The sequence below is a fragment of the Corynebacterium sp. 1103A genome (genome assembly GCF_055700955.1).
The window spans coordinates 306,621-331,383 of the sequence record NZ_JASTTF010000001.1; the positions used below are offsets into that span (position 1 = coordinate 306,621).

Sequence of the window (24,763 nt, forward strand, 5' to 3'; positions counted from 1 at the left end):
TTTAACTCGCTATGACTGGCAAAATCACTGGCAGCAGCAAAAACATGAAGCTGTTTTCCGGGCGCGCACACCCGGATCTGGCTGAGGCCGTAGCCAAGGAGCTCAAGACGGACCTAGTCCCCACAACCGCCCGCGACTTCGCGAACGGCGAAATCTTCATTCGCTTCGAGGAATCCGTGCGTGGTGCCGACTGCTTCGTCATGCAGTCCCACACCCAGCCGCTGAACAAGTGGCTGATGGAGCAGCTCATCATGATCGATGCGCTCAAGCGCGGTTCCGCCAAGCGCATCACCGCCATCCTGCCGTTCTACCCTTACGCGCGGCAGGATAAGAAGCACCGCGGCCGCGAGCCCATCTCCGCCCGCTTGGTTGCCGACCTGCTGCAGGCCGCCGGCGCAGACCGTATCGTCTCCGTCGACCTGCACACCGACCAGATCCAGGGCTTCTTCGATGGCCCGGTCGATCACATGCACGCCATGCCAATCCTGACCGACTACATCAAGAAGACCTACGCCACGGACAACATCACCGTGGTCTCCCCGGACGCTGGCCGCGTCAAGGTCGCCGAGAAGTGGGCCCACGAGCTGGGCGACGCCCCGCTGGCCTTCGTCCACAAGACCCGCTCCACCGAGGTGGCCAACCAGACTGTGTCCAACCGCGTCGTCGGCGACGTCGAGGGCCACGACTGCATCCTGCTGGACGACATGATTGACACCGGCGGCACCATTGCTGGCGCGGTCCGCGTCCTCAAGGAGGCCGGTGCCCGCAAGGTCATCATCGCCTGCACCCACGGTGTCTTCTCCGATCCGGCGCGCGAGCGCCTGTCGGAGTGCGGCGCGGAAGAGGTCATCACGACCGATACCCTGCCGCAGTCCACCGAGGGCTGGTCCAACCTGACGGTGCTGTCTATCGCGCCACTGCTGGCCCGCACGATCCACGAGATCTTCGAAAACGGCTCGGTTACTACCCTGTTTGAGCCGCAAGACTAAGAAAAAATCACTACCCTGGGTGCCCTAGGCAACTCCCCTGGTGTGACCGTGAGCCGGAACGCTTAAACGTTCCGGCGGGTCGCACCGGTGAGGGAGCCACGACCACAAGGAAGGACACTCATGGGTAGGTTTTCTAATTTCGACGGACGCGTGGCCTTGGTCATCGGGGCCGGCTACGGCATCGGTGCCGCGGTGGCCGAAGAACTCAGCGAGTGGGGTGCTCGCCTGGTTGTCGCGGACGAGGACCCGCAGCTGCTGGGACAGTTGGTGGAAAAGCTGCGTGGCGCCGGCGCGGAGGTAACCGGCCACGTCATGGACACCACCGTGGAGGCCGCGCACCGCGACGCCGTCGATGTTGCCGTCCAGACCTACGGCGCCCTACACCTGGCGGTTAACTGCCCCGGCTACGGCGGCAGCGACGACCATACCGGCGAATTCGCCGTGAGCGAGTGGGACCAGCTCATCGACCGCAACCTCAACGCCGTGGCCTACGGCATGCGCTACCAGCTCGAGCAGTTCATGGACCAAGAGCGCACCTCCACCTGCTCAATCGTCAACGTCGCCTCCGTGCACGGCGCCTTCGCTTCCGCGGGCAATTCCGGCTACACCGCCGCCAACCACGGCGTGGTGGGACTGACCAAGAGCGCCGCCCTGGAGTACGGCTCCAAGGCCATCCGCATCAACTGCGTGTGTCCGGCTTATGTGCGCGGCTCCCGCCTGGCTAAAGACATGGATGATGAGGCCTTGCACCGCGTCATCAATTCCCACCCGTTGGGCCGCCTAGGCCAGCCGGAAGAGGTGGCTCACCTGGTGCGTTTCCTGCTGTCCCCGGACGCGTCCTATATCACCGGCAGCGCCCACATGGTCGACGGTGGATACACAGCGGGCTAGTATCTTCCCAGCACAGCCACTATAGTCCTACCTTGTTGTTGAAAACTTTCAACGTGGAAGGACTTTAGTGAAAAAGCTCTCATGCTGGGAATGGCGTACCTCAGTTGTACTGTCGGCGCCGGTTTCGCCTCCGGCCAAGAAAAGCTGCAGTATTACGCCGCCTTCGGTTGGTGGGGCGTCATCGGCGCCGTCATCGCGCTGGTACTGATGCCCCTCGCGGTCATGATCGCCATGCAGTACGGAAGCTATTTCCAGGCCGCCTCCCACGATCGCATCTTTTCCAGCGTAGCCGGCAAGTTCCTGGCTCGCTTCGTAGATTATTCCATCACCTTCACGCAGTTTTGCATTTCCTTCGTGATGCTGGCCGGTGCCGGCGCCAACCTCAAGCGGCAGTTCGGTCTGCCGCTCTGGGTGGGCTCGACGCTGATGGCCGTCGCCGTCATCATCTGCGGCATGATGAACGTTGAGAAGGTCAGCAACACCCTGGGCTCTATCACCCCGTTCGTGGTCGCCCTGTTGGTCATCGCCGCGGTCTACTCCTTCATGAACGCCCCGTCGGATCTCGCCGCCGTGGGCCAGTTCGGCATCGATAACGTGGAGACCACCCTGCCGAACTGGCGGGTCTCCACCTTCAACTACGTCGGTATTGCCATGATGGGCGGCGTTTCCATGGGCATCATCATGGGCGGCGACACCATCGACGTGCGCACCGCCGGCCGCGGCGGCATCATCGGCGTCCTGCTGGTCATGATGGTCGTCGCCATGATCTCCAACGTCACGGACATCTATGAGGACGCCCTGCCGACCTTGAGCATCATCACCAACGTCAATGATGCCTTGGGCCTATTCGCCTCCATCGTCATCTACGTCATGATCTTCTCCACCGCGCTGGGTAACTTCTACAGCCTGTCCCGCCGCGGGTCCACGCACGCCCCGCAGCGTTTCCGCCTGACCCTGGTAATCATCGTCATCGTCGGCTACGTGCTGTCCTTCCTGGACTTTGCCTCCCTGGTCGGCGCGGTCTTCCCGATCATGGGCTACCTCGCGCTGGTCATGATCGGCGTGCTGATCTTCACCTGGCTGGCCCGCGGCCGCGACATCATCACCGCCGAGTCCCGCCTCCGCGACAAGATCCGCTCCTTGGTGCTGCGCATGATCGACCCGAAGCAGAAGTTCAGCAACGCCCAGCGCGCCGAGCTCTCCGAGGAGATCTTCCACTCCAACCTGGCCTCCCAGCCGCTGCGTGAGTCCGTGTCCCAGGAGGTCATCGCGGAGTTGGACGCGAACTCCAGTAACCCGTTTAATGCCTCGGACTACGAGGTGGACGACAACTGGCTGGAGGGCCGCTACGAGCCCATCCACCGCGGCCAGGTGCGCTACGTCAGCGAGACCGAGCCCACCGGCTACGACGCCGACAGCAACCCCATCGCCGCTTCCGAAAAGACGGCTTCCGATGCCGAGGCAACCTCCACGGCGCGCCCGCGGAAGGCCACCGACCAAGACTCCTAGGAGTGACGAGAACTCCTAGAAGACGCGGAGGTGCAAGGTACCGCGCACCCTGGCGCAGAAATTGCATCGCCGGGCACGGAAATTGCGCCAGCGGGGCGCGCGTGCTAGATTGCTATCTGTCTCGGCGAGGGCTGATTATCCACGCGCGTGGTGTTGGCCGTTATCGACGCGATTGATAAAACTACATTCCAAGCTTCACTTATCCAAGCCTGCGATGTGACTCGACCAAGACGTCCATCGGCAGGCTTTAGTCGTATTTATACGCCTAGTCCTTGCCGTGTGTACTTTTCAACCTACATTCGACTTTCAAGGAGAAACAATGGCTAACGAACGCCCTGTCATCAAGGCTGAAGCCCGTACCGAGTTCGGTAAGGGTGCCGCTCGCCGCCTGCGCCGCGAATGGAAGATCCCCGGGGTGATCTACGGCTCCAACACCGAGCCGATCCACTTCGCCGCCGGCCTGCTGGAAATCCAGACCCTGCTGCGTTACCACGGCGTCAACGCCGTTCTCGAGCTGGAAATCGACGGCCAGCAGCACCTGACCATGGTCAAGCACGTCGACCAGAACGTGCTGACCCTAGACGTTGACCACATCGACCTGCTGTCCATTAAGCGCGGCGAGAAGGTCGAGGTCGAGGTCCCGGTCACCATCGAGGGCGAGCCGGCTCCGGGCATGATGTACCTGCAGGACGCCGACGTCGTCATGATCGAGGCCGACGTGCTCAACATCCCGGAAGAGATCGTCGTCTCCATCGAGGGCGCCGAAAACGGCACCGTCATCACCGCTGCCGACCTGACCATGCCGGAAGGCTCCACCCTGGTCGCCGACGAGGAGACCGTCATCGTCTCCATCTCCGAGCCGGAGGTTGACACCGAGCTCGAAGAGGCCGCCGAGGCTGTCGAGGAAGGCGGCGCCGACGCTGGCGCCGAGTCCGTCGACGAGGGCGAGTCCTCCTCCGACAACGAGGAGTAATCACTGCCTCCTCGCTAGGGACTTACTGCGGGGCCCTCCACGCCGAGTGCGTGGGGCGGCCCGCCTTTCTTTTGCCTGTGCCACAATAGTGAGCATGAGTGAGACTCCCCTGCTAATCGTCGGCCTGGGCAACCCGGGGCCGAAATATTCCGGCACCCGGCACAACGTCGGCCACGAGGTCATTGCGGAGCTCGCCAGCCGGGCCACGCCGCAGGCCGCTAGTCTGAGCCTCAACCGGAGAACCAACGCGGAGATCGCCGAGCTGGCCCCGGGGCGCCTGGGTGCCCGCCGCGTCATCCTAGCCCAGCCCCGCACGTTCATGAACACCTCCGGCGGGGCGGTCAAGGCGCTGGCGAATTACTTCTCCGTCCAGCCGGATGACATCATTATCATTCACGACGAGCTGGAGCAGGACTTCGGCGCGGTGCGTCTACGCCGGGGCGGCGGCGACCGCGGGCACAACGGTCTGCGCTCGGTCACGAAATCCCTGGGTACCAAGGACTACCAGCGCCTGTCGGTGGGCATCGGCCGCCCGCCCGGGCGCCTGGATCCGGCCAGTTTCGTGCTGGCCAAGTTTTCCAAGAAGGAGGCCGCGGAGGTGCCGATTATCGCTGCCGATGCCGCAGACGAGGTGCTGCAGGCGTTAACATAACCTTTTATGAGGCTCGCTACCCTAAAGACCCAGTACGGCACGACCACCGTCCGCGTGGACAGCGACTACACCGGTGTGGAACTCGACCACGAGGACGTGGGTGCCCTCCTGCGCAGCGGCGACTGGCGCAAGGCTGCCCAGCTCTCCGGCGAGCCCATCGTCTTCGACCACGAGGACCTCGCCCCGGTCATCCCCCAGCCGGAGAAAATCATCTGCGTCGGCCTCAATTACGCCCGCCACATCCGGGAGATGGGGCGCGAGGCCCCAGGCCAGCCCACGCTGTTCGTGAAATTCGCCGACGCGCTCACCGGGCCTTTTAGCGACGTGGCTATCCCCGGCTACGCCCAGGGCAAGCTCGACTACGAGGGCGAGCTCGCCGCGGTCATCGGCACCCGCGCGCACCGCATCGATCGCAGCCGGGCACTATCCCACGTGGCCGGGTACGCCATCATGAACGACTACACCCTGCGCGATTTCCAGCGGCAGACCACCCAGTTCCACGCGGGCAAGTCCTTCTACCGCAGTTCCGGCTTCGGGCCGTGGCTGACCACCGCGGACGAGTGGTCCCCGGGGACCGGCGCCCGGCTGTCCACCAAGGTCAATGGCGAGATTCGCCAGGAAGACAACACCGACGACCTGATCTTCCCCGTCGCCGAGCTGGTCACTTTCTGCTCGCACCTCTACCCGCTCAACCCCGGCGACGTCATCGTCACCGGCACTCCGGAGGGCGTCGGCTTCGCCGGGGACCCGCAGCAGTTCCTGGGCCACGGCGACACCGTGCGCGTGGCGATTGAGGGCCTCGGCCACATCGAAAACACCACGGTCTTTGCCGATTAATATTCACCGTTGATAGGTTTTCCCCACGGCCTTCCGACGGCTACGATTGAACTATGAGCAAGAAAGACGCCAAGACCACCAAGCCGCCGAAACTGAACAAAAAGGCGTACGAGGACGAGCTCAAGCGCCTGCAGGCCGAGCTGGTCGATATGCAGCAATGGGTCATCGAGACCGGTGCGCGCGTGGTCATCATCATGGAAGGCCGCGACGCCGCGGGCAAGGGCTCGGCGATCAAGCGCATCACGCAGTACCTCAACCCGCGCTCCTGCCGCGTGGAGGCCCTTCCCGCCCCCACCTCCCGGGAGCGCGGCCAGTGGTACTTCCAGCGCTACATCGAAAAGCTGCCGACCGCCGGCGAGATCGTCATCTTCGACCGCTCCTGGTACAACCGCGCCGGCGTCGAGCGCGTCATGGGCTTTTGCACCGATCAGGAATACGTCCGCTTCCTGCACCAGGCCCCGATCTTCGAGCAGATGCTGGTCGAGGACGGCATCATGCTGCGCAAGTACTGGTTCTCCGTCTCCGACGAAGAGCAGCTCGCCCGCTTCGAGTCCCGCCGCAACGACCCGCTGCGCCGCTGGAAGCTCTCCCCCATGGACCTGCAGTCGATCACCCGCTGGGAGGACTACTCCCGCGCCAAGGACGCGATGTTCATCCACACCGACACCCCCACCGCGCCGTGGTACACCGTCGAGTCGGAGGACAAGAAGCGCTCCCGCATCAACGTCATCTCCCACCTGCTCAGCTCCATCCCCTACCGGAAGATCGACCGCGAGCTGCCGGATATCCCGCAGCGCCCGGCCTCCGACGGGGAGGAATACGAGCGCCCAGCCCGCGAGGAGTTCAAGTACGTCCCCGACGTGGCTGCCGACCTCGAACGCGGCAAGCAGGATAAGAAGAAGAAAAAGAAGGACAAGAAGAAATAAGTCCCAGGCCACCCACAACAGGACCTAAAAATTTCCCCGCTCGGTGGAACACTCCACCGATCGGGGAAATTTATTTATCCGGGAGCCCTTAGCGGGTTCCCACGCGCCTTAGAGCTGGGAGGCGTGGATGCGGCCGGGCAGGACCTTCGGGCGGGCGTTGGCCAGGCGCTCGACGATGCGGATGACCTGGTTGGAGTAGCCGAACTCGTTGTCGTACCAGACGTAGAGCACCAGGTGCTTGCCGCTGGCGATGGTGGCCAGGCCGTCGACGATGCCGGCGTGGGTGGAGCCGACGAAGTCGGAGGAGACGACCTCCGGGGAGGCGATGTAGCTGATCTGCTGGCGCAGGTGGGAGCGCAGCGAGACGTCACGCAGGAAGTTGTTGACCTCCTCGCGCTCGACCTCGCTCTCCAGCTCCAGGTTCAGTACGGCCATGGACACGTCCGGGGTGGGAACGCGGATGGCGTTGCCGGTCAGCTTGCCCTCGAAGTCCGGGACGGCCTTGGCCACGGCCTTGGCGGCGCCGGTCTCGGTCAGGACCATGTTCAGGCCGGCGGCGCGGCCGCGGCGGTCGCCCTTGTGGTAGTTGTCAATGAGGTTCTGGTCGTTGGTGAACGAGTGGGCAGTCTCCACGTGGCCATGGACCACGCCGTAGCGCTCGTTGATGACCTGCAGGACGGGCGTGATGCCGTTGGTGGTACAGGAGGCGGCGGACAGAATCTTGTCGTCCTCGGCGATGTCGCCGTCGTTGATACCGTAGACGATGTTCTTGATGTCGCCCTTGCCCGGGGCGGTCAGCAGCACGCGGCCGATGCCCGGGGCCTCCAGGTGCTGGGACAGGCCCTCGCGGTTGCGCCACGCGCCGGTGTTATCGACCAGGATGGCGTCCTTGATGCCGTACTGGGTGTAGTCGATGGTGGCCGGGTCGGAGGCGTAGATGACCTTGATCTTGGTACCGTTGGCCCAGATGACCTCGTTTTCCTCATCCACGGAGATGGAGCCGTTGAAGGCGCCGTGGACGGAGTCGCGGCGCAGCAGGGAGGCGCGCTTGAGGATGTCGCCGTCGCCCTTCTTGCGCACGACGATGGCGCGCAGACGCACGCCGCCGTAGGCGGCCTCGCGGGCAATCAGGATGCGGGCCAGCAGGCGGCCGATGCGGCCGAAGCCGTAGAGCACGACGTCGGTGCATTCCTTGTTAATGCCGGCACCGACGACCTCCACCAGCTCCTGCTCGAGGTAATCGCGCAGGCTGTTGTAGTTGTCTTTTTCCTCTTCGTAGCCGATGACCAGGCGCCCCACGTCGACGGAGGCAGAGCCCAGGTTCATCTCGGTCAGCTCCTGGATGATCGGCAGGGTCTCGAAGGTGGACAGCTCGCGCTCCGCGATGCGTCGGGCGTAGCGGTGGCTCTTGATGATGTCGATGTCGGTGACGCCCACCAGTGGGCGGCCGAAGATCGTGGTGACGACGTTGTTTTTGCGGTGAAGCTGGTGGATCAGCGGCAACATCTCCTGCGCCTTTTCCAGGCGCTCATTCCAGTTTTCTTGCCACACGTGCGAGTTCGTGGTCACGAAATCAATCCTTTTCACGGTCCGATGGGTGTATAACCAATTCTCAACCAAAAAGTTTATCGCGTTCTAGTTCGCCTTTTGGTTAAGACGGCAGAGGATGTCTTCCACACTACCCCCGCGCAGCCCAGTGGCCGGTTCGCCCACTAAGCAATATGCCACCGCCTTATCCCCCGCCGCCCGCCTAGGGCGCAGAATCTGGTTGAGGTGAGGGTAGATAGCAGGGGCATCCGGGTGCTGCGCGGTGTACTCCGTCGCCAGGCCCCGGGCCACCCTGCCGCTAAAAGCGCGAGTGGCGACGGTGGGCCCGCCCTTGGAAAGCATTTCCCGGTTGGCGGGGCTCGTTCCCGCCTCATCAGCCAAAAGGAACGCGGAGCCGCATACCGCGGCCGCCACCCCCGGCAGGCCGAGTACCCAGGCGACGTCCTCGGCGGTGCGCAGGCCACCCGCGGCCAGCAGTGGCACTCCCACCTGGCAGGCGCGCACCAACTCCGGCAGCGCGCGCTGGTCCGGCTCGGCGTATTCGTCCCAGATACCGCGATGACCGCCCGCGTCGGGTCCCTGCACGCATAGGACGTCGGCCCCAGCCTCCGCGGCCGCGCGCGCCTCGGCCGGGCTGGTCACGGTCACCCAGGCCTCGGCTCCGCGGTCGTGGATGCGCTCGGTCTCGTCGCTGGTGAAGGTGCCAAACATCGCCCAGACCACCCGCGGCGGGGTGGGCGCGCCTAATGCCAGGTCGAGTTTGAAGTCCCAGCCGAAACTGTAGTCGGCACCGGCAAGCTCCATCCCTTCGGCCGCCGCCACATCAGCCGCAGCCTGGCGCTCCCCTTCACGCAGCGGCTGCTGCGGACGGAAGAGATTGACCGCCCAGCGGGTGGTGCCGGTGGCCAGCAGCTGGTCGAGCTGGGTTTCTGCTTGCTCAGGGCTGGCCGTGCCCCACGCCAGGGTGCCCAGCGAGCCTGCCTTCGCGGCCGCCGCCACCAGCTCCGGGGTGGTCGGGCCGCCAGCCATCGGCGCCGGCAGGACCGGGCAGGTCACCTCGTCCAGGACTGTGCTCGCTGTCATGTCTTAGAAGGATATATGTCAGACTAAGAGCGTGTCTTTTTTAGATAAACTCTTCAGCCCCTTTCGCAAGCCATCCGGGTCCCAGCCCTCTAGTCACCGGCCTACCGCTCCGGCGCCGGAGGACTTGCGCGCCGAGTGGCTCATCGTTGGCCTGGGCAACCCGGGGCCGAAATACGCGGCGACGCGGCACAACGTCGGTTTTATGGCTGTCGATGACCTGCTGGCGGCTACCGGCGGGCTGGTCCAGCCGGTCCGCGGCCTGGCGGCCGACGCCGCCTCCCTGGACATCCAGGGCACCCCGGTGCTGGCCGTGCGCCCGCAAAGCTTTATGAACCTTAGCGGCCGGCCGGTAGGCGAGCTGGCCCGGTGTTTAAACGTCCCGCCGGAGCGCATTATTGTCATTCACGACGAGCTCGATCTGCCCGCCCACAAGGTTCGCCTCAAGCAGGGCGGTAACGAAAACGGGCACAACGGGCTGAAGTCCCTGACCGAGCACCTCGGCACCCGGGACTACCTGCGGGTGCGCATCGGCATCGGGCGCCCGCCGAAGGGCTCGTCCATCCCCGACTACGTCTTGGGCCCGGTCGACGCCAGCCGCGGGCTGGATACGGCGTTCGACACCGCCGCCGAGGGCGCCCGTCTGATCGTGGAAAAGGGCCTGGCCGCCGCGCAGAACACCATCCACTCTCGCTAAGGGCGAAAGCGCCGGATCCCGGGCCGGCGGCCGCGCTAGGCTTAAGATATGAAAACCTTCGTCATCACCGGCGCCTCCGATGGCGTCGGAGCCGCCGCTGCCCGCCTCATCCACCGCACCCGCCCCGACGATCGCATCGTCGTCGTCGGCCGCAACCCGGAGAAAACCGCGCGCGTCGCCGACGACATCGGCGCCCCGCACCTGGTCGCGGACTTCGAATCCCTCCGCGAGGTCCGCGAGCTGGCGGAGAAGCTGGCCGAGTTCGGCCCGCTGGCGGGCCTGGCCAACAACGCCGGCGGCATCTTCGACGGCCCCCTGACCACCGCGGACGGCTTCGAGCGCACCTGGCAGGTCAACGTGGTCGCCCCGTTCCTGCTGTCTACCTTGCTGCGCGAGCAGCTCGGTAGCGCGCCGGTGGTGCAGACCGCCTCAATTGCCAACGTCCTGCTCGCCAAGTTCGACCCCGAGGACCCGAACACCTTCCACGGTTTCAGCTCGGAGCGCGCCTACGGCAACGCGAAGCTGGGCACCATCCTGCTCACCCACTACCTGCACGAACAGGGGCTGAACTCCGTGGCCTTCCACCCCGGCGTGCTGGCCACGAATTTCTCGCGCACCTCCAACGCCCGTCTGTCCAAGGCCTACACCGGGCGTCTGGGCCGCCACTTCGGCTCGGCCGAGGACGGCGCCCGCAACTTGGCGTTCTACCTGACTGGCACGGCAGGTATCCACTTCACCCCGGGCGAGTACTACAACAACCACCAGCGGCCCGGCCGCCAGAAGAAGGTCTCCGACGCCGAAATCAGCGCTTTGTTCAACGCCCTAGGCCAGAGACTGTACCTCGACTAGGCACCGTGCAATTAAACGTCCCTGCTACCGGGAAGTAAACTATGCGCCATGAGTATTGCCGCTGAAGCCAACCGCCGCCGCACCTTCGCCGTTATCGCCCACCCGGATGCCGGTAAGTCCACGCTGACCGAGGCTTTGGCGCTGCACGCCCACATCATCAACGAGGCGGGCGCCGTGCACGGCAAGGCCGGCCGCAAGTCCACCGTCTCCGACTGGATGGACATGGAAAAGGACCGCGGCATCTCCGTGGCCTCCTCCGCCCTACAGTTCGAGTACGCGCCGGAGGGCCACGAGGGTGAGCCGTACATGATCAACCTAGTCGACACCCCTGGCCACGCGGATTTCTCCGAAGACACCTACCGCGTGCTGACCGCGGTGGACGCGGCCGTCATGCTGATCGACGCCGCCAAGGGCCTCGAGCCGCAAACCCTCAAGCTCTTCCGTGTCTGTAAGGCCCGCGGCCTGCCGATCATCACCGTGATCAACAAGTGGGACCGCGTGGGCCGGGAGCCGCTGGAGCTGGTCGATGAGATCGTCAACGAGATCCAACTGCAGCCGACGCCGCTGTACTGGCCGGTCGGCATCGCGGGCGATTTCCGCGGCCTCGCCCACGTCAACGACGACGGCGAAGCTGACGAGTACATCCACTTCATCCGCACCGCCGGCGGTTCCACCATCGCCCCGGAGGAGCACTACTCCCCCGCCGACGCCGCCGCAAAGGAGGCGGACGTCTGGGAGACCGCCGCGGAGGAAGCCGAGCTGCTCGCCGCCGACGGCGCGGTCCACGACCAGGAAATGTTCGAGCAGTGCGTGACCAGCCCGCTGATCTTCGCCTCGGCGATGCTGAACTTCGGCGTGCACCAGATCCTGGACACGCTGTGCGCCATCGCGCCCGCCCCGCGCGAGCGCGAATCCGACCCGAAGGCCCTGGAGGCCGCTGACTCGGGCGCGTCCAGCGCGATGGACGCCGCGCGCGAGGTCACCGATGACTTCTCCGGCGTCATCTTCAAGGTCCAGGCCGGCATGGACCAGAAGCACCGCGATAACTTGGCATTCATGCGCGTGGTCTCCGGCTGCTTCGAGCGCGGCATGCAGGTCCACCACGCCCAGTCCGGGCGGTCGTTCTCCACGAAGTACGCGCTGACAGTCTTCGGCCGCACCCGCGACACGGTGGATGCCGCCTACCCGGGCGATATCGTGGGCCTAGTCAACGCCGGCTCGCTCGCCCCCGGCGACACCATCTACACCGGCCGCAAGGTGCAGTTCCGCCCGATGCCGCAGTTCGCCCCGGAAGCCTTCCGGATCCTGCGCGCGAAGTCGCTGGGCAAGTACAAGGCCTTCCGCAAGGGCCTGGATCAGCTCGCTGCCGAGGGCGTGGTCCAGATACTGCGCAACGACGCCCGCGGCGACGCCTCCCCGGTCATGGCCGCGGTCGGCCCCATGCAGTTCGAGGTCATGCAGGCCCGCATGGAGCTGGAGTACAACGTCGAGACCGTCACCGAGCCCATCCCCTACTCCGTGGCGCGCCGCACCGACGCCGAGTCCGCCCCTGAGCTGGGCCGCCAACGCGGCGTGGAGATCTTCACCCGCACCGACGGCGAGCTGATCGCCCTCTTCGGCGACAAGTGGAAGCTGGCCTTCATCGAGAAAGAACACCCCGAGCTGACCATGGAAACCCTGGTCGCCGACTAGGCCACCAGCCGCCCCCGACAGACGGCCCCATAGACGAAGGGTGCCTGGCCGGTAATCTACCGGTCAGGCACCCTTTATTTTCTTTATTGCCTGAAAGAGCTGACTATAGCTGCAGGCTTGAAGACGAAGCCAGCTAGAACATCAGCATGAACGGAATGACCACGATCTTGACTACCTGGGCCACCACGATGGTGGAGGCGTATCCGGTCATGATGCGGGAGTCGGTGCTGACACCGGTGGCGTAGTTGACCACGGCGGGCTGACCGAAGATACCGGACACGCCGCCGACGGTGCGGGTCTCCGACTGGCCCAGCATGCGGCTGAACAACGCGAAGAGGACGATGACCACGATGGTCACCAGCGCCGCCAGCACCATGGCCTTAAGCCCCACGATGGAAAACGCAGTGGAAACGAAAGCCTCGCCCGACGCCAGGCCGACCGAGGCCAGGAAGATCATCAGGCCCCACTGTTGGAAGGAGGTGTTGATAGACGCCGGCACCTGCCACGGCACCCGGCGGGTGCGGTGGACCGCGCCGAGTACCAGGCCGGTAATCAGCGGGCCTAGGGCGAAGCCGAGCTCGAAAGAGGCCCCACCCGGCAGCGGGATCACGATGAGCGAAATCAGGTAGCCGATAAACAGGCCGCCGGCCACAGCCACCCAGTTCAGCTCCGCATAGGACTTGACTGAGTTACCAAAGTAGTCGCGGATATCGCCCAGGCGGTCGAACTTCACGATGAGCTCCACGGTGTCACCGGAGGCAAGGTGCGTGTCATCGTTGGCCAAAAACAACTCGTCGCCGCGGCGCACGCGCAGGATGCGGCCGCCGTAGCGCTCGAAGAGGTTGAGCTCGCCGACGGTGCGGCCGGCGACGTCCTCATTGGAAATCGCCACGTCCTCGATGACTAGGCGCTTGTCCACGAACGGGGTCTGCGGCTGGCGCTTACCCAGCGCCTTGACCAGCTCGCGGGAATAAGACTTAGTCACCATCACGCGCATAATGTCGCCTGTATGGATCTCCGGCGAGTCACCGGCCACCATCACCTTGTTGCCGCGGCGAATGGTCGCGATGATGAAGTGCTCACCGAATGCCTCTTCCAGGTCCGCCATGTTGACGTCGTTCTTCGTCACGCGCACCGTGATGGCACGGAAGACCTGGTCGGCGGAGTTATCCTGGTCCTTCTTCGCCGGCCAGCTCTGTTTCAGGATGAAGGAGACCATGAGGATAGCCACGGCCACGCCCACCGGGTAGCCCAGGGAGTAGCCCACAGCCGGCAAGTCCTCGCCGGTCTGCTGCTGGGCCACGGCCAACGAGGCCGTCGACGTCGTCGCGCCGGAGAAGACGCCTACCGCGCCCAGCGGGGAAATCCCCAGAATGCCACCGAAGCCCAGCGCGGCCCCGGCTGCCAAGATCACTGCGGCCGCAGCCGCCATCATCTGCTTAAACTGCTCAGATAATCCCTTGAAGAAACGTTCCCCGGCGGACAGGCCTTGCATGTAGATGAACAGACCCAAGCCCATTTCCTGTAACTTGCTCAGGATGGTCTCGTCTAGGTCCACGAAGGAACCGAAGGCGAGCCCCACGAACAACGTGCCGGCCGCGCCGAAGCGCAGCGGCCCGAAGGGGATCATCCCGAACAAGGTGCCGAGCACGATCATCAAGAAGATGGTCAGTAGCTCATTACCATTAAAGATTTCTAACACGTTGCTCAATTCTAAGCGGTCGGGTGCACTTCACCAGCCGAGACCCTACCCTGACTAGGTACGTCGCTGGGTTGCACCCCTTTCAGGGGCAAACTTTCGATGTCGCCGGCGCCCAGCAACTAGAACCGCCCCAGCAGGTGCCGCTACACTGTCTGGCCGGCTGGAACACGAGACATGTATCGCGCCTAAGGCCCACCTGGAGCCCCCACCCGGAGTGCCCCTGGAGCCCTCACGCTAGCGCCCACCTTTTATCACCCGCGCTGGGGTGCGGCGGTGCGAGTAAATCTGCTAACGCCACGACGCCTTGTCACACAGGTCTTCCTGGTGATAGTCCGATTTCTTCTCAACCGCTACAACCCCAGAGGTGTTTCCTTGGCTGCTTCACATTCTGCTGCGCCTGCCCAGTCGGCTAAGCCGGCCGGGCTTTCCATCGTTATCGCCGCCGCGTTTTCGGCGTTCCTCGCCACCTTCAACGAGACGTTTTTGAACGTGGCTTTTACCCCCATCATGGCCAACTTCGGCGTGGAGGTGACCACCGTGCAGTGGCTGGCCACCGCCTACATGCTGGGCGCGGCCGTGATGACCCCGACCGCAGGGTTCTTCTTCCGCCGCTTTAATACCAAGCCGCTGTACCTGTCCACGACCTCCACACTGATCATCGGTTCCGTCGTCGCCGCCCTGGCCCCGAACTTCACCATGCTGCTACTCGGCCGCATCATCCAGTCGCTGGGCACGGGACTGCTCGTACCCATCGGCATGAATATCGCCCTGACCGTCGCCCCGCGCGGGAAGCTCGGCACCTTCATGGGGCTGATGGGCGCGATGACCACGCTGGGCCCGTCGGTGGCCATCGTGGTCTCCGGCGGCTTGCTGGAGCTGGCCTCCTGGCGCCTGCTGCTGTGGTTCTTCGGCGGTCTGGCCTTGATTAGCTTCATCGTCGGCTGGATCGTGGTCTACAACATCTCCGAAAACGCCAAGACCACCCTGGACGCGCTCTCCGTGGCGCTGGTCGCCGTAGCTCTCATCGGGCTGTTCTACGGCATTTCCACCATCTTCGGCCCGCAGCGCCTTGTCGCCGTGGCCGCGATCGTCATCGGCGCCCTCGCCCTGGCCGCCTTCGTGCGCCGCCAGCGCACCAGCGCCGATCCGCTCATCGATCTCCGCCCCTTGGAGGTCTTCGCTTTCCGCGCCGGCGTGACCATCAACATCGTCGCGCTCATCATCGTCTTCTCGATGAACATCCTCGTGCCGATCCACCTGCAGTCGGTGCACGTGACCACGGGGCTGACCGCCTCGCTGGTGCTCTTCCCCGCCATCCTGATGGCCGTGATTCTGGGCCCGGTGGCCGGCAAGATCTACGACTCCCGCGGCCCGCAGCTCATCCTGCCGCTGGGCATGGCGCTCATGGCCGTGTTCTCCCTGGCCACCTCCTGGGCCATGCGCGGCGAAGTCCTCTGGGCCATCACGCTGTGGTACATCCCGGCCATCGTGGGCTCCGCCCTGGCCATCGGCCCGGTGCAGTCCTTCGCTCTGTCCTCGCTGCCGCGCCACCTGAATGCGCACGGCGTGACCATCTTCTCGACGTCCTTCCAGGTCGCCGGCTGTATCGGTTCGGCCGTTTCCACCGGCATCTACGGCGCCTTCGTCGCCTCCGGGCAGGGCTCGGATGAGTCCGCTAACCGCGGCTTCCTGGCCGTCGGCGTCCTGCTCTTTGTACTCGCCGCCGGGGCGGCAGTCCTGGCCGTGGCCGGCACCCACTCGCGCACAGCTCACGATGCCGACGTTGCCCCGGAGGCAGGCGAGGCGGCTCCGGCGATCACGGACTCGCTGGTTAGCCAGCTGATGAAAACCGACGTCTACCACCTGCCGCCTGCCGCCACTATCCGCCAGGCGCTGCAGGTCTTCGTGGACAAGAAGATCTCCGCTGTGCCCCTGCTGGCCGAGGACGGTACCCTGCGCGGCATCGTCTCCGACGGCGACGTGCTGGGCGCGCTGGGCACCCAGGTACCGCGGTTTACCACGCCCTATGCCTTCCTCATCCACCACGGCGAGGACGAGTTCAGCGTCGAGGTCGCCGCGGTGCTCGACAAGCCGGTGGCAGACATCGCAACCACCGACGTGGTCACGGTCAATGCCGAGGACGACCTGGGGACCATCTCCGCGGTCTTGGCCGACCGGCACCTGAAGAAGGCGCCCGTGGTCGACTCCGCCGGCCACGTGGTCGGCGTCATCAACCGCTCGGACATCAACCGCTACCTGGTGGCGACCTACGTTTCCGCCGCCCCGCAGGCCCGGGCCGCCGGCTACGGCGAAGCTTAACAAGGACGCGCCCTAGCCGCGCAGGAACTCCTGCCAGGCGGGCCATTCGCGCTCGACCTGGCGGGCGCCGGCGGCAAAGTTGGCGCGTAGCTTGGCCACCGAGCGCTCCGTGGAGGTGACCTGCATGTCCTCCGGGCTAAACAGGTAGGCCTGGCCGGCCCGCTCCAGTTCCGCCAGCCGCGCGCGGGAGGCGTTGTAGCGGTCCGGCCGCTGGATGATCGCCTCCGCGATAGCCGGGTAACGCCGGAAGAGCCCGCGCACCATGCTGGGCCGGCGCGTTTTGGGGCGGATATAGCCCCGCGGCTTGGTGCCGACGAAAAAGAATTTCTTGTAACCCGCCAGCTCGGCCTGCTCGATGGTGATCCCGCCATGCTCGCCGAGGGCGCCGTCGACGTAGGGCGCGCCGTCGATAAAGCGCAGCGGCATCAGCAGCGGCAGGGTGGAGGAGGCGCGGACCCGTACGAAAAGGTCCTCCGGAACGGCCACGTCTGCGCGCGTCCAGTAGACGGATTCCCCAGTGTCCGCGCGCGTGGCGGCCAGGTTCATCTCCGCCGGGTTCGCCTGGTAGCCCTCCCAATCGAAGGGCAGGTCCTGGTCCGCGGACTTTTCGTAGATGAATTCCGCGTTGAAATAGCCCTTACCCCGCAGCAAGAAGCCCACGCCGCCGAAGCTGGGGTTCTTGGCGAAGTCGGTGAAGGAATCCTCCGCGCGGATGGGGTCCCCTGACAGGTAGTTGACCGTGTGCGACGAGCCCGCGGAGACCCCACCGACCCAGCCGAACTGGACCTCCTGCTGGATGAAGCTTACTATGCACGCGGCGGTATAGGAGTTGCGCATCCCACCGCCTTCGATGACGAGCGCGGTATCCGAGGCATCAATCATAATGGCCGCCATTCTAACCGCGGATACAATTAAGGCCATGGATGTGAGCAGTATCTGGTCCACACTGACCGGCCGGAAAGGCCGCCCCCTGGCCCGGGCCCGCGTTGACGTGCCGGAGCTCGCGGCCGCCCGCTTGCAGGTGTCCACGGCGGAAACCCTCGTTATTGTGGATATTGACGTCATCACCGCCGACGCGGTGCGGGAGGCGGCCGAAAACGCCCGCCCGCTACTGCTAACGGCGGGCAGGCGCGATGCCGCCCCAGGCACCGCAGCCACCACCAGCACGGCGGTCTACCTCCTGCCGGTAAGCAAAACCACCCTGCCGGTCCATGATCCGAAGAAGGGCTGGCTTATCCCCTTGTCCGACCAGGAGCGCCGCGCGGTAGCGGAGAAGCTGACCGGCCCGGGCGAGTGTGAAATCTCCGAGCGCCTGGCCTTCGTGGTGGATTAAGGGCTGTGATGGGTTTGTGGTGGGTTAAGGCCTAGAGCATCGCGAAGCCGATGATGACCAGGATGGCGGCCACCACGTAGCTGCCGACCTTGCTGACGATCTCCTTGTTTTCTCGGGCCTGGGCGAAAAGCCGCCCAGCCGCCGAGTTGGGTTTGCGCCGCACGAGTCCAACGAAGACCGCCACCGCGATGGGCAGCGAGAGAGCGAAGGTAGCGTAGAGGAAAAGCCCACCGTAGCGGATTCCCACGCTATAGTCCCCGGCGGCCAGGTAGATGAGCCCAGCGAAGAAGGCACCGGAGGTAATGGACTGGGCCACGCCCAGGATGAAACCGGTCAAAAACGTCAGCGGGCTGGGCGTTTGCAGGGGCCGCAGAAGCTTGCTCACCATCTCGTTGGACTCTCCCCCGCGGTGGCGCCAGGTCATGACCGCCGCGGCCAGGCCCAGCACGATGAGCAGCACGCCCAGGATAGGGGTGTCCAGGAAGCCTTCGACGTAGGCCTTGAGCTGGTCCAGCACGAACATGGTCACCACCGAGAGGGCGAAGACCCCGAACCAGTCGCCGAAGATCAAAAGCGGCACGATCCGGCGGTACTTGCCGCGCTCAAGCATCACGCCTAGCGCCGTGACCACGCCAATCAGCAGGGCGTTGACGGAGTCTAGGAAGGCGAAACTAGCGGCGTGCAGCATGGGCGCAATCTTACCGCTTAAGTCTCTCAGCGCCCGAAGTGCACCCAAGTTGCACACCCTCTGCAAGTTTGCGTACGCTATGCATTGTTTCCGAGGGTGCGCACGTTTCTGCACGTGTCCCCGGAATCCTTCTTTCATTTCCTCCACTCCCCGCCGCCTAGGCAACGTCCGCGGCGGGAAGCGGACCGACGTCTAACTTTTGTTTCCAACCATTCTTCGTTTGACCATTGTTCTGAGCGAGAAAGAAAGCACGCTTTATGTCTAAATTCCTCTACCGGCTGGGCAGCTGGTCGTACCGGAAGGTTTGGCCTTTCCTGGCCTTCTGGCTCGTCCTGTTGGTCGCCATGGGCGGCCTGGCCGCGGGCTTTGCTAAAGAGCCGAACCCGAACTTCTCCATGCCGGACATGGACTCCACCGTCACCCAAGCCAAGATGAACGAGCGCTTCGGCAACGATTCGGATGCCATGAGCGAGCCCACCGCCAACGTGGTTATCCAGGCACCGGAGGGCAAGCCCTTAGACGACCCGGCCCTGATGGGCGAGGTCGATAGGCTCATCGACGATCTCAAGGGCACCGACGCCCTGACCGACACGGACCAGCTGGTCAACCCGGTGATGGCCGCCGGCGGCATGCAAAAGCAGATGGGCGAGCAGATGGCCGCCCAGGGCATGCCGCAGGAGCAGATCCAGTCCAACCTCAAGGCCCTGTCCCCGCTGAGCGAGGACAAGACCACCGGTACTCTGCCCATCGCCTTTGATGCGCCGGAGGTCATGGAGATCGACGAGGGCGAGCGCGACGCTGTCACCGACGTCATCGATGACTACGACTCCGGCGACCTGACCGTCAAATACAACGGCAACGCCTTCTCCGCCGCAGGCGAAGAGATGAACATGACCTCGGAGCTCATCGGTATGGCGGTGGCCGCTGTCGTACTGCTGATTACCTTCGGCTCTTTCGTCGCCGCCGGCATGCCCCTGATCTCCGCGGTCATCGGCGTCGGCGTGGGCCTGCTTGGGGTCCAGCTGGGCACCATCTTCACCGACACCATCTCGGATATGACCCCGATGCTGGCCTCCATGATCGGCCTGGCCGTGGGAATCGACTACGCACTGTTCATTGTCAACCGCTACCGCAACGAGCTCATCACCTCCTCCGGGCTGAACAACCTGAGCCCGAAGGAACTGGCCCAAGAGCTGAAGAAGATGGACAAGAAGACCCGCGCCCACGCCATGGGCATGGCGTTGGGCACCGCGGGCTCCTCCGTGGTCTTCGCCGGCACCACCGTGGTGATCGCGCTGGCAGCGCTGACCATGATCGGCATCCCCTTCCTGGGCACCATGGCTATCGCCGCCGCGGCTACTGTGGCCGTCGCCGTGCTGGTCGCCCTGACCTTCATCCCGGCCCTGCTGGGACTGCTGGGCACCAAGATCTTCGCCGGCCGCGTGCCGGGGCCGAAGGTCCCGGACCCGGAGGATGAAAAGCCCACCATGGGCCTGAAGTGGGTCCGCCAGATCCGCGCACGCCCGGTTACCAACCTGGTCGCCGGCATTGTCCTGCTGGGTATTCTGGCCATCCCGGCCGCCAACCTGTCCCTGGCCATGCCGACCGACGGCACCGCCAAAGTAGGCAGCCCGCAGCGCGATGCCTACGAGATCACCGCCGACGCCTTCGGCGAGGGCCGCAACGCCCCGATGGTAGCCTACGTCGACGTCGCGGGCGTGAACGAACAGGAGCGGATGCCAGCCTTCCAGCAGCTGCTGGCCGACTTCAACGACACCGAGGGCGTCGAAAACGCCCAGATCATCCAGACGACGGACAACGTGGACGCCGCCCAGGTGCTTATCACCCCGTCCACGGGGGCTACCGATGAGGCCACCACGGACACCCTGAACGCGCTGCGCTCCTACCAGACCGACTTCACTGAGGAAACCGGCGGCGAATACGGCATCACAGGCGTCACCCCGATCTTCGACGACATCTCGGAGCGGCTTACGGATATCCTCATCCCGTACATCGCCGTGGTCCTGGCCCTGGCGTTCATCGTCCTGCTGCTGGTCTTCCGTTCCATCTGGGTCCCGCTCATCGCCGCGCTCGGCTTCGCGGGTTCGATGGCCGCCGCCTTCGGCATCACCGTGGCCATCTTCCAGGAGGGCCGTTTCGGCATCATCGACGATCCGCAGCCGCTGCTGTCCTTCCTGCCAATCATGCTCATCGGCCTGACCTTCGGGCTGGCCATGGACTACCAGGTCTTCCTGGTCACCCGCATGCGCGAGGGCTACGTCCATGGCAAGACCGCGGGGAACGCAACCTCCAACGGCTTCAAGCACGGCGCCCGCGTGGTCACCGCGGCCGCGATCATCATGATTTCGGTCTTCGCCGCCTTCATGCTCATGGACGAGCAGTTCATCAAGACCATGGGCTTCGCCCTGGCCATCGGCGTGGCTATCGATGCCTTCGTGGTCCGCATGACCATCATCCCGGCCACTATGTTCCTGCTGGGCGACAAGGCCTGGTGGATCCCCAAGTGGCTGGACAAGGTCCTGCCGAACATGGACATCGAGGGCGAGGCGCTTACCGCCAACCGCGAGGCCCTGATGAATGGCGGCGATCCCGACCAGGTCCGCACCCCGGCTGCCGGCACCGCCGCCGCGGGCGGCGCAGCTGCCGCTACCGCCACCGCCACCGCTACCGAAACTGCACCCGGCAACGCCGATGCAGGCGCGGAGAAGCACCGCGACACCTACGCGGACTTCCACCCGGAGCACGGCGGCTATGCTGCCCACGTGCAGGCGGCCCGGCGCGCCGGCGTTTTCGCCGAGTCCGGCCCGGCCACCCCGGCGCGCGGGGGCTATGCTAACGACGCCGAAACTGGCGCCTGGGTGCAGCAAGGCGATAACCTTTCGGGCAAGGAATCCTGGTGGACCAAGGTCAAGAAGGCATTTACTGGCAATGAGTAATCTCCGAGAAACGAAAAAGCGCGCCACCCGGCAGGCGATAGCGGATGCGGCTGGCCGCATCTATCTAGCCGAGGGCGCGGAGGCGCTCACGGTTTCTCACGTGGCTGAGCAGGCAGGCGTATCCGCCCGCACCTTCCACAATTATTACTCCAGTCTGAACGAGTGCCTGGCTCAGTTCGCTCTTGATACAGTCAGCTCGATTGCCGAGAAGGTAGACGAATACCCAGCGCAAGCAACCACGACGGAGATCTTCGAAGACATCGTCTGTAAGGGATTCCATACCGCCGAACCGGAGCTGCACTCCGTGGCTTCGTTGTCGATGGTGATGGACTACCTGGATAAGTCATGTTTCTCCGGCGTCAATCGCGACGACGCCAAGCGCGTGGCAGAGCAAGTCTCGGAAGCGTTTTCCCGGCACAGCCCTGAGCGGGACGCGTTCGACACCGAGGTAGTTCTCCACGCCTGCGCCGCGGTGAGTGCGTCGGCGAGCAAGGCTTTCTTCGCACTGCCTGAGCCGCGCGACCCAGAGGTGGGTGAGCAGATGGTCCGGCGGGCCTTTGCCACGCTTCGCTCGATAGTCTAGGTGGACTACTCCCCGAAGAATCCGGGTATTGCCTCTTGGTGCCCGGCCCGCCGGGCAGCAAATGTTCACTGAAGGTTTACCCTGATTCAGCGCCTTAAGCGTTGGATCAGGGTAAAATTTTATGTCTAGGCCTTTTAAGGTCTCCCCTATTCGCGATCGTTTTATTGGAGTATCACACAGTGAAGGTAGCCATTCTGGGCGGGGACGGATTCTGCGGTTGGCCCGCAGCCCTCTACCTGTCCGACCAGGGCCACGACGTGCACATCGTTGACAACCTCTCCCGGCGCGCCATTGACGCCGAGCTCGAAGCCGAATCGCTCACACCGATCCGCAGCATCGACGAGCGGTTGGAGGCCTGGAAGGAAGTCTCCGGCAAGACCATCGGCTTCCACCGCATCGACGTGTCCCACGACTACGCAGCACTGCTGGAGTTCATCAACACCGATCACCCAGACGCCGTCGTCCACTTTGCCGAGCAGCGCGCCGCGCCGTATTCGATGAAGACCTCCCGGACCAAGCGCTACACGGTGGACAACAACATCAATGCCACGCACAACCTGCTGGCTGCGGTGGTCGAGTCCGGCCAGGATATCCACGTCGCCCACCTGGGAACCATGGGGGTCTACGGCTACGGCACCGCCGGCATGGAGATCCCGGAAGGCTACCTGGACGTCAAGGTAGAGGTCCCGGGCTCCGAGCCGGTCGAGCAGTCCATCCTCTACCCGTCCAACCCGGGCTCGGTCTACCACATGACCAAGGTGCTGGACCAGCATCTTTTCGCCTACTACGCGAAGAATGACGAGCTGCGCATTACCGATCTCCACCAGGGCATCATCTGGGGCACGCACACCGAGCAGACTCGTCGGGACGAGCGGCTGATTAACCGCTTCGACTACGACGGCGACTACGGCACCGTGCTCAACCGCTTCTTGGTCCAGGCCGGCGTCGGCTACCCCCTGACGATCCACGGCACCGGCGGGCAGACCCGCGCGTTCATCCACATCCGCGACATGGTCCGCTGCATTGAACTGGCCCTGAACAATCCGCCGCAGCGGGGCGAGCGAGTCAAGATCATCAACCAGATGACCGAGACCCACCGCGTGCGCGACCTAGCGGAGCTGGTCGCGAAGTTCTCCGGCGCGCAGGTCGCCTACGTGCCGAACCCGCGCAAGGAGTCCGCCGAGAACGAGCTGCACGTATCCAACGACACCTTCCTGCGTTTGGGCCTTGAGCCCACCACCCTGTCCGAGGGGCTGCTGCAGGAGGTCGAGGACGTCGCGCGCAAGTACTGCGACCGGGTGGATCGCTCCAAGATCCCGGCGCGTTCCCTGTGGACCGCCCAGCAGTCCGCCGGCGTTCCCGAGAACGAATAGGCCAGGCAGCTACCGTGCGCGTTGCTATCTTCACGGAAGTCTTCCTGCCCAAAATCGACGGGGTCGTCACCCGGCTGACCCACACCTTGCAGCAGCTGCACGCCGCCGGGCACGAGGTCTTAGTCTTCGCCCCCGGTAACCCGCCGGCCGCCTACGCCGGCTTCGAGGTCGTCTCCATCCCCTCGCTGTCCCTGTGGCCGGTCTACCCCGAGCTGAAATGGGGCCTGCCGGATCCGCGAGTGTTGCGCCGGCTGCGGCGTTTCGACGCCGACGTCGTGCACGTGGTCAACCCGATTTGGACCGCGGCGCTGGGTGTGTGGGCGGCGCGCCGCGAGGCCCTGCCCCTGGTGGGTAGTTTCCACACGAACCTGCCGGAATACGTAGATGCCTTAGGGATCGGCTGGGTCCGGCCCGCCACGGAGGCGGCGTTGCGCTACCTGCACAACCAGGCGGTAGAAAACCTCTGTACCTCAGACCCCATGGTCGAGCGCGCCCAAGAACTGGGGATCAACAACGTCTCGCTGTGGCCCAAGGCGGTGGACACGGACAACTACTACCCGCGCCGCTACAGCGAGGACATGCGCTCCCGGCTAACGGGCGGGCACCCCGAAGCCCCGCTGGTTACCTACGTGGGGCGCGTGTCCAAGGAAAAGGACTTGGACCGCCTGCCCGGCATCATGGCGCGTGTCCGCGAGCGTGTGCCCGGCGCGCGCCTGGCGGTGGTCGGCGCCGGCCCGTACGCCGGGCAGCTGGCGAAGCAGTTCGGCCCCGACGAGGCGGTCTTTACCGGTTACCTCTCCGGCGACGAACTGGCCGCGGCATTCGCCTGCGGCGACGTTTTTTGCTTCCCCTCCCGGACCGAGACCCTGGGCCTGGTGGCCCTGGAGTCCTTCGCCTCCGGCGTGCCGGTGGTCGGTACCCGCGCGGGCGGAATCCCTTTCGTTATCGACGACGAGAAGACCGGCCTGCTGGTCGACGAGGACGCCTCCGACAGCGCGTGGGCCGAGGCCCTGGCGGGATTGCTAGGCGATGCCGACCGCCGCGCCGCCATGGGTGAGGCCGCGCGCGCCGAGGCCGAGCGGTGGTCCTGGGAGGCGGCGACCCGCTCCCTCGTTGAGACCTACCAGCGGGCCATCGACGGCCCGCTCTACCGCCCCGCTTAGGC

At 64.9% G+C, this 24,763-nt stretch carries 21 protein-coding genes; 16 read left to right on the forward strand and 5 right to left on the reverse strand.

What is annotated here, in order from left to right; genetic code table 11:
• The first annotated feature begins 11 nt into the window (after positions 1-11).
• The 7 genes from QQS52_RS01395 to ppk2 all read left to right on the forward strand — a co-directional run bounded on the left by QQS52_RS01395 (position 12) and on the right by ppk2 (position 6,777).
• Positions 12-989 carry a ribose-phosphate diphosphokinase gene (locus tag QQS52_RS01395; RefSeq protein ID WP_472772233.1) on the forward strand — a complete coding sequence of 326 codons (978 nt, stop codon included), beginning with the start codon at positions 12-14 and terminating at the stop codon, positions 987-989.
• Positions 990-1,109: 120 nt separating this feature from the next.
• Positions 1,110-1,880, forward strand: a complete 771-nt coding sequence (locus QQS52_RS01400; protein ID WP_472772234.1) for an SDR family NAD(P)-dependent oxidoreductase — start codon at positions 1,110-1,112, stop codon at positions 1,878-1,880.
• An 81-nt stretch (positions 1,881-1,961) separates the two neighbouring features.
• Positions 1,962-3,389 carry a YkvI family membrane protein gene (locus QQS52_RS01405; RefSeq protein ID WP_472772235.1) on the forward strand — a complete coding sequence of 476 codons (1,428 nt, stop codon included), beginning with the start codon at positions 1,962-1,964 and terminating at the stop codon, positions 3,387-3,389.
• A gap of 319 nt (positions 3,390-3,708) precedes the next feature.
• Positions 3,709-4,362 carry a 50S ribosomal protein L25/general stress protein Ctc gene (locus QQS52_RS01410; protein WP_472772236.1) on the forward strand — a complete coding sequence of 218 codons (654 nt, stop codon included), beginning with the start codon at positions 3,709-3,711 and terminating at the stop codon, positions 4,360-4,362.
• A 94-nt stretch (positions 4,363-4,456) separates the two neighbouring features.
• Positions 4,457-5,014: an aminoacyl-tRNA hydrolase gene (gene pth / locus QQS52_RS01415; protein ID WP_472772237.1), complete on the forward strand. Its 558-nt coding sequence runs from the start codon at positions 4,457-4,459 to the stop codon at positions 5,012-5,014.
• 6 nt (positions 5,015-5,020) lie between these two features.
• On the forward strand, positions 5,021-5,851 hold the full coding sequence (locus QQS52_RS01420; RefSeq protein WP_472772238.1) for a fumarylacetoacetate hydrolase family protein: 831 nt from the start codon (positions 5,021-5,023) through the stop codon (positions 5,849-5,851).
• A 53-nt stretch (positions 5,852-5,904) separates the two neighbouring features.
• A complete protein-coding gene (ppk2, locus tag QQS52_RS01425) occupies positions 5,905-6,777 on the forward strand; it encodes a polyphosphate kinase 2 (RefSeq protein WP_472772239.1) in 873 nt (290 codons plus the stop codon).
• Positions 6,778-6,885: 108 nt separating this feature from the next.
• On the opposite strand, the gene QQS52_RS01430 is transcribed toward ppk2, so the two are convergent.
• Both QQS52_RS01430 and QQS52_RS01435 read right to left on the reverse strand, forming a co-directional pair.
• A complete protein-coding gene (locus QQS52_RS01430; RefSeq protein WP_472772240.1) occupies positions 6,886-8,346 on the reverse strand; it encodes a glyceraldehyde-3-phosphate dehydrogenase in 1,461 nt (486 codons plus the stop codon).
• Positions 8,347-8,412: 66 nt separating this feature from the next.
• Entirely contained in the window at positions 8,413-9,408 is a 996-nt protein-coding gene (locus QQS52_RS01435; protein WP_472772241.1) for a nitronate monooxygenase, read from the reverse strand.
• A 31-nt stretch (positions 9,409-9,439) separates the two neighbouring features.
• Between QQS52_RS01435 and pth (QQS52_RS01440) the strand changes: the two genes are divergently transcribed.
• Genes pth (QQS52_RS01440) through QQS52_RS01450 form a run of 3 tightly spaced genes read left to right on the forward strand, consistent with a single transcriptional unit; the run spans position 9,440 to position 12,643 of the window.
• The gene (gene pth, locus QQS52_RS01440) at positions 9,440-10,102 is read left to right on the forward strand and encodes an aminoacyl-tRNA hydrolase (protein WP_472772242.1); all 663 of its coding nucleotides are present in this window, start codon (positions 9,440-9,442) and stop codon (positions 10,100-10,102) included.
• Between the two features lie 48 nt (positions 10,103-10,150).
• Positions 10,151-10,951, forward strand: a complete 801-nt coding sequence (locus QQS52_RS01445; protein ID WP_472772243.1) for an SDR family NAD(P)-dependent oxidoreductase — start codon at positions 10,151-10,153, stop codon at positions 10,949-10,951.
• Positions 10,952-10,999: 48 nt separating this feature from the next.
• The gene (locus QQS52_RS01450; RefSeq protein ID WP_070769580.1) at positions 11,000-12,643 is read left to right on the forward strand and encodes a peptide chain release factor 3; all 1,644 of its coding nucleotides are present in this window, start codon (positions 11,000-11,002) and stop codon (positions 12,641-12,643) included.
• Between the two features lie 133 nt (positions 12,644-12,776).
• Here QQS52_RS01450 and QQS52_RS01455 read toward each other — a convergent pair whose 3' ends face one another.
• A complete protein-coding gene (locus tag QQS52_RS01455) occupies positions 12,777-14,345 on the reverse strand; it encodes an aspartate-alanine antiporter-like transporter (RefSeq protein WP_472772244.1) in 1,569 nt (522 codons plus the stop codon).
• Between the two features lie 372 nt (positions 14,346-14,717).
• On the opposite strand from QQS52_RS01455, the gene QQS52_RS01460 reads away from it, so the two are divergent.
• Complete coding sequence (locus QQS52_RS01460) at positions 14,718-16,664, forward strand: MFS transporter (protein WP_472772245.1); 1,947 nt, start codon at positions 14,718-14,720, stop codon at positions 16,662-16,664.
• 12 nt (positions 16,665-16,676) lie between these two features.
• Here the strand turns inward: QQS52_RS01460 and QQS52_RS01465 are convergent, their stop codons facing one another.
• Positions 16,677-17,546 (reverse strand): patatin-like phospholipase family protein, encoded by an 870-nt coding sequence (locus QQS52_RS01465; RefSeq protein WP_472772246.1) that lies wholly within the window; start codon positions 17,544-17,546, stop codon positions 16,677-16,679.
• Positions 17,547-17,583: 37 nt separating this feature from the next.
• Here QQS52_RS01465 and QQS52_RS01470 point away from each other — a divergent pair, with 37 nt between their 5' ends.
• Positions 17,584-17,997 carry a hypothetical protein gene (locus tag QQS52_RS01470; RefSeq protein ID WP_472772247.1) on the forward strand — a complete coding sequence of 138 codons (414 nt, stop codon included), beginning with the start codon at positions 17,584-17,586 and terminating at the stop codon, positions 17,995-17,997.
• A 31-nt stretch (positions 17,998-18,028) separates the two neighbouring features.
• On the opposite strand, the gene QQS52_RS01475 is transcribed toward QQS52_RS01470, so the two are convergent.
• Positions 18,029-18,685 carry a hypothetical protein gene (locus tag QQS52_RS01475; RefSeq protein ID WP_472772248.1) on the reverse strand — a complete coding sequence of 219 codons (657 nt, stop codon included), beginning with the start codon at positions 18,683-18,685 and terminating at the stop codon, positions 18,029-18,031.
• A 257-nt stretch (positions 18,686-18,942) separates the two neighbouring features.
• Here QQS52_RS01475 and QQS52_RS01480 point away from each other — a divergent pair, with 257 nt between their 5' ends.
• From QQS52_RS01480 to QQS52_RS01495, 4 genes are all read left to right on the forward strand, one after another.
• On the forward strand, positions 18,943-21,642 hold the full coding sequence (locus QQS52_RS01480) for an MMPL family transporter (RefSeq protein ID WP_472772249.1): 2,700 nt from the start codon (positions 18,943-18,945) through the stop codon (positions 21,640-21,642).
• Positions 21,635-22,225 carry a TetR/AcrR family transcriptional regulator gene (locus tag QQS52_RS01485; protein ID WP_472772250.1) on the forward strand — a complete coding sequence of 197 codons (591 nt, stop codon included), beginning with the start codon at positions 21,635-21,637 and terminating at the stop codon, positions 22,223-22,225. The genes QQS52_RS01480 and QQS52_RS01485 overlap by 8 nt, the downstream gene beginning before the upstream one ends.
• 179 nt (positions 22,226-22,404) lie before the next feature.
• Positions 22,405-23,598, forward strand: a complete 1,194-nt coding sequence (locus tag QQS52_RS01490) for an NAD-dependent epimerase/dehydratase family protein (RefSeq protein ID WP_472772251.1) — start codon at positions 22,405-22,407, stop codon at positions 23,596-23,598.
• Positions 23,599-23,612: 14 nt separating this feature from the next.
• Positions 23,613-24,761 carry a glycosyltransferase family 4 protein gene (locus QQS52_RS01495; RefSeq protein ID WP_472772252.1) on the forward strand — a complete coding sequence of 383 codons (1,149 nt, stop codon included), beginning with the start codon at positions 23,613-23,615 and terminating at the stop codon, positions 24,759-24,761.
• Positions 24,762-24,763: the final 2 nt, after the last annotated feature.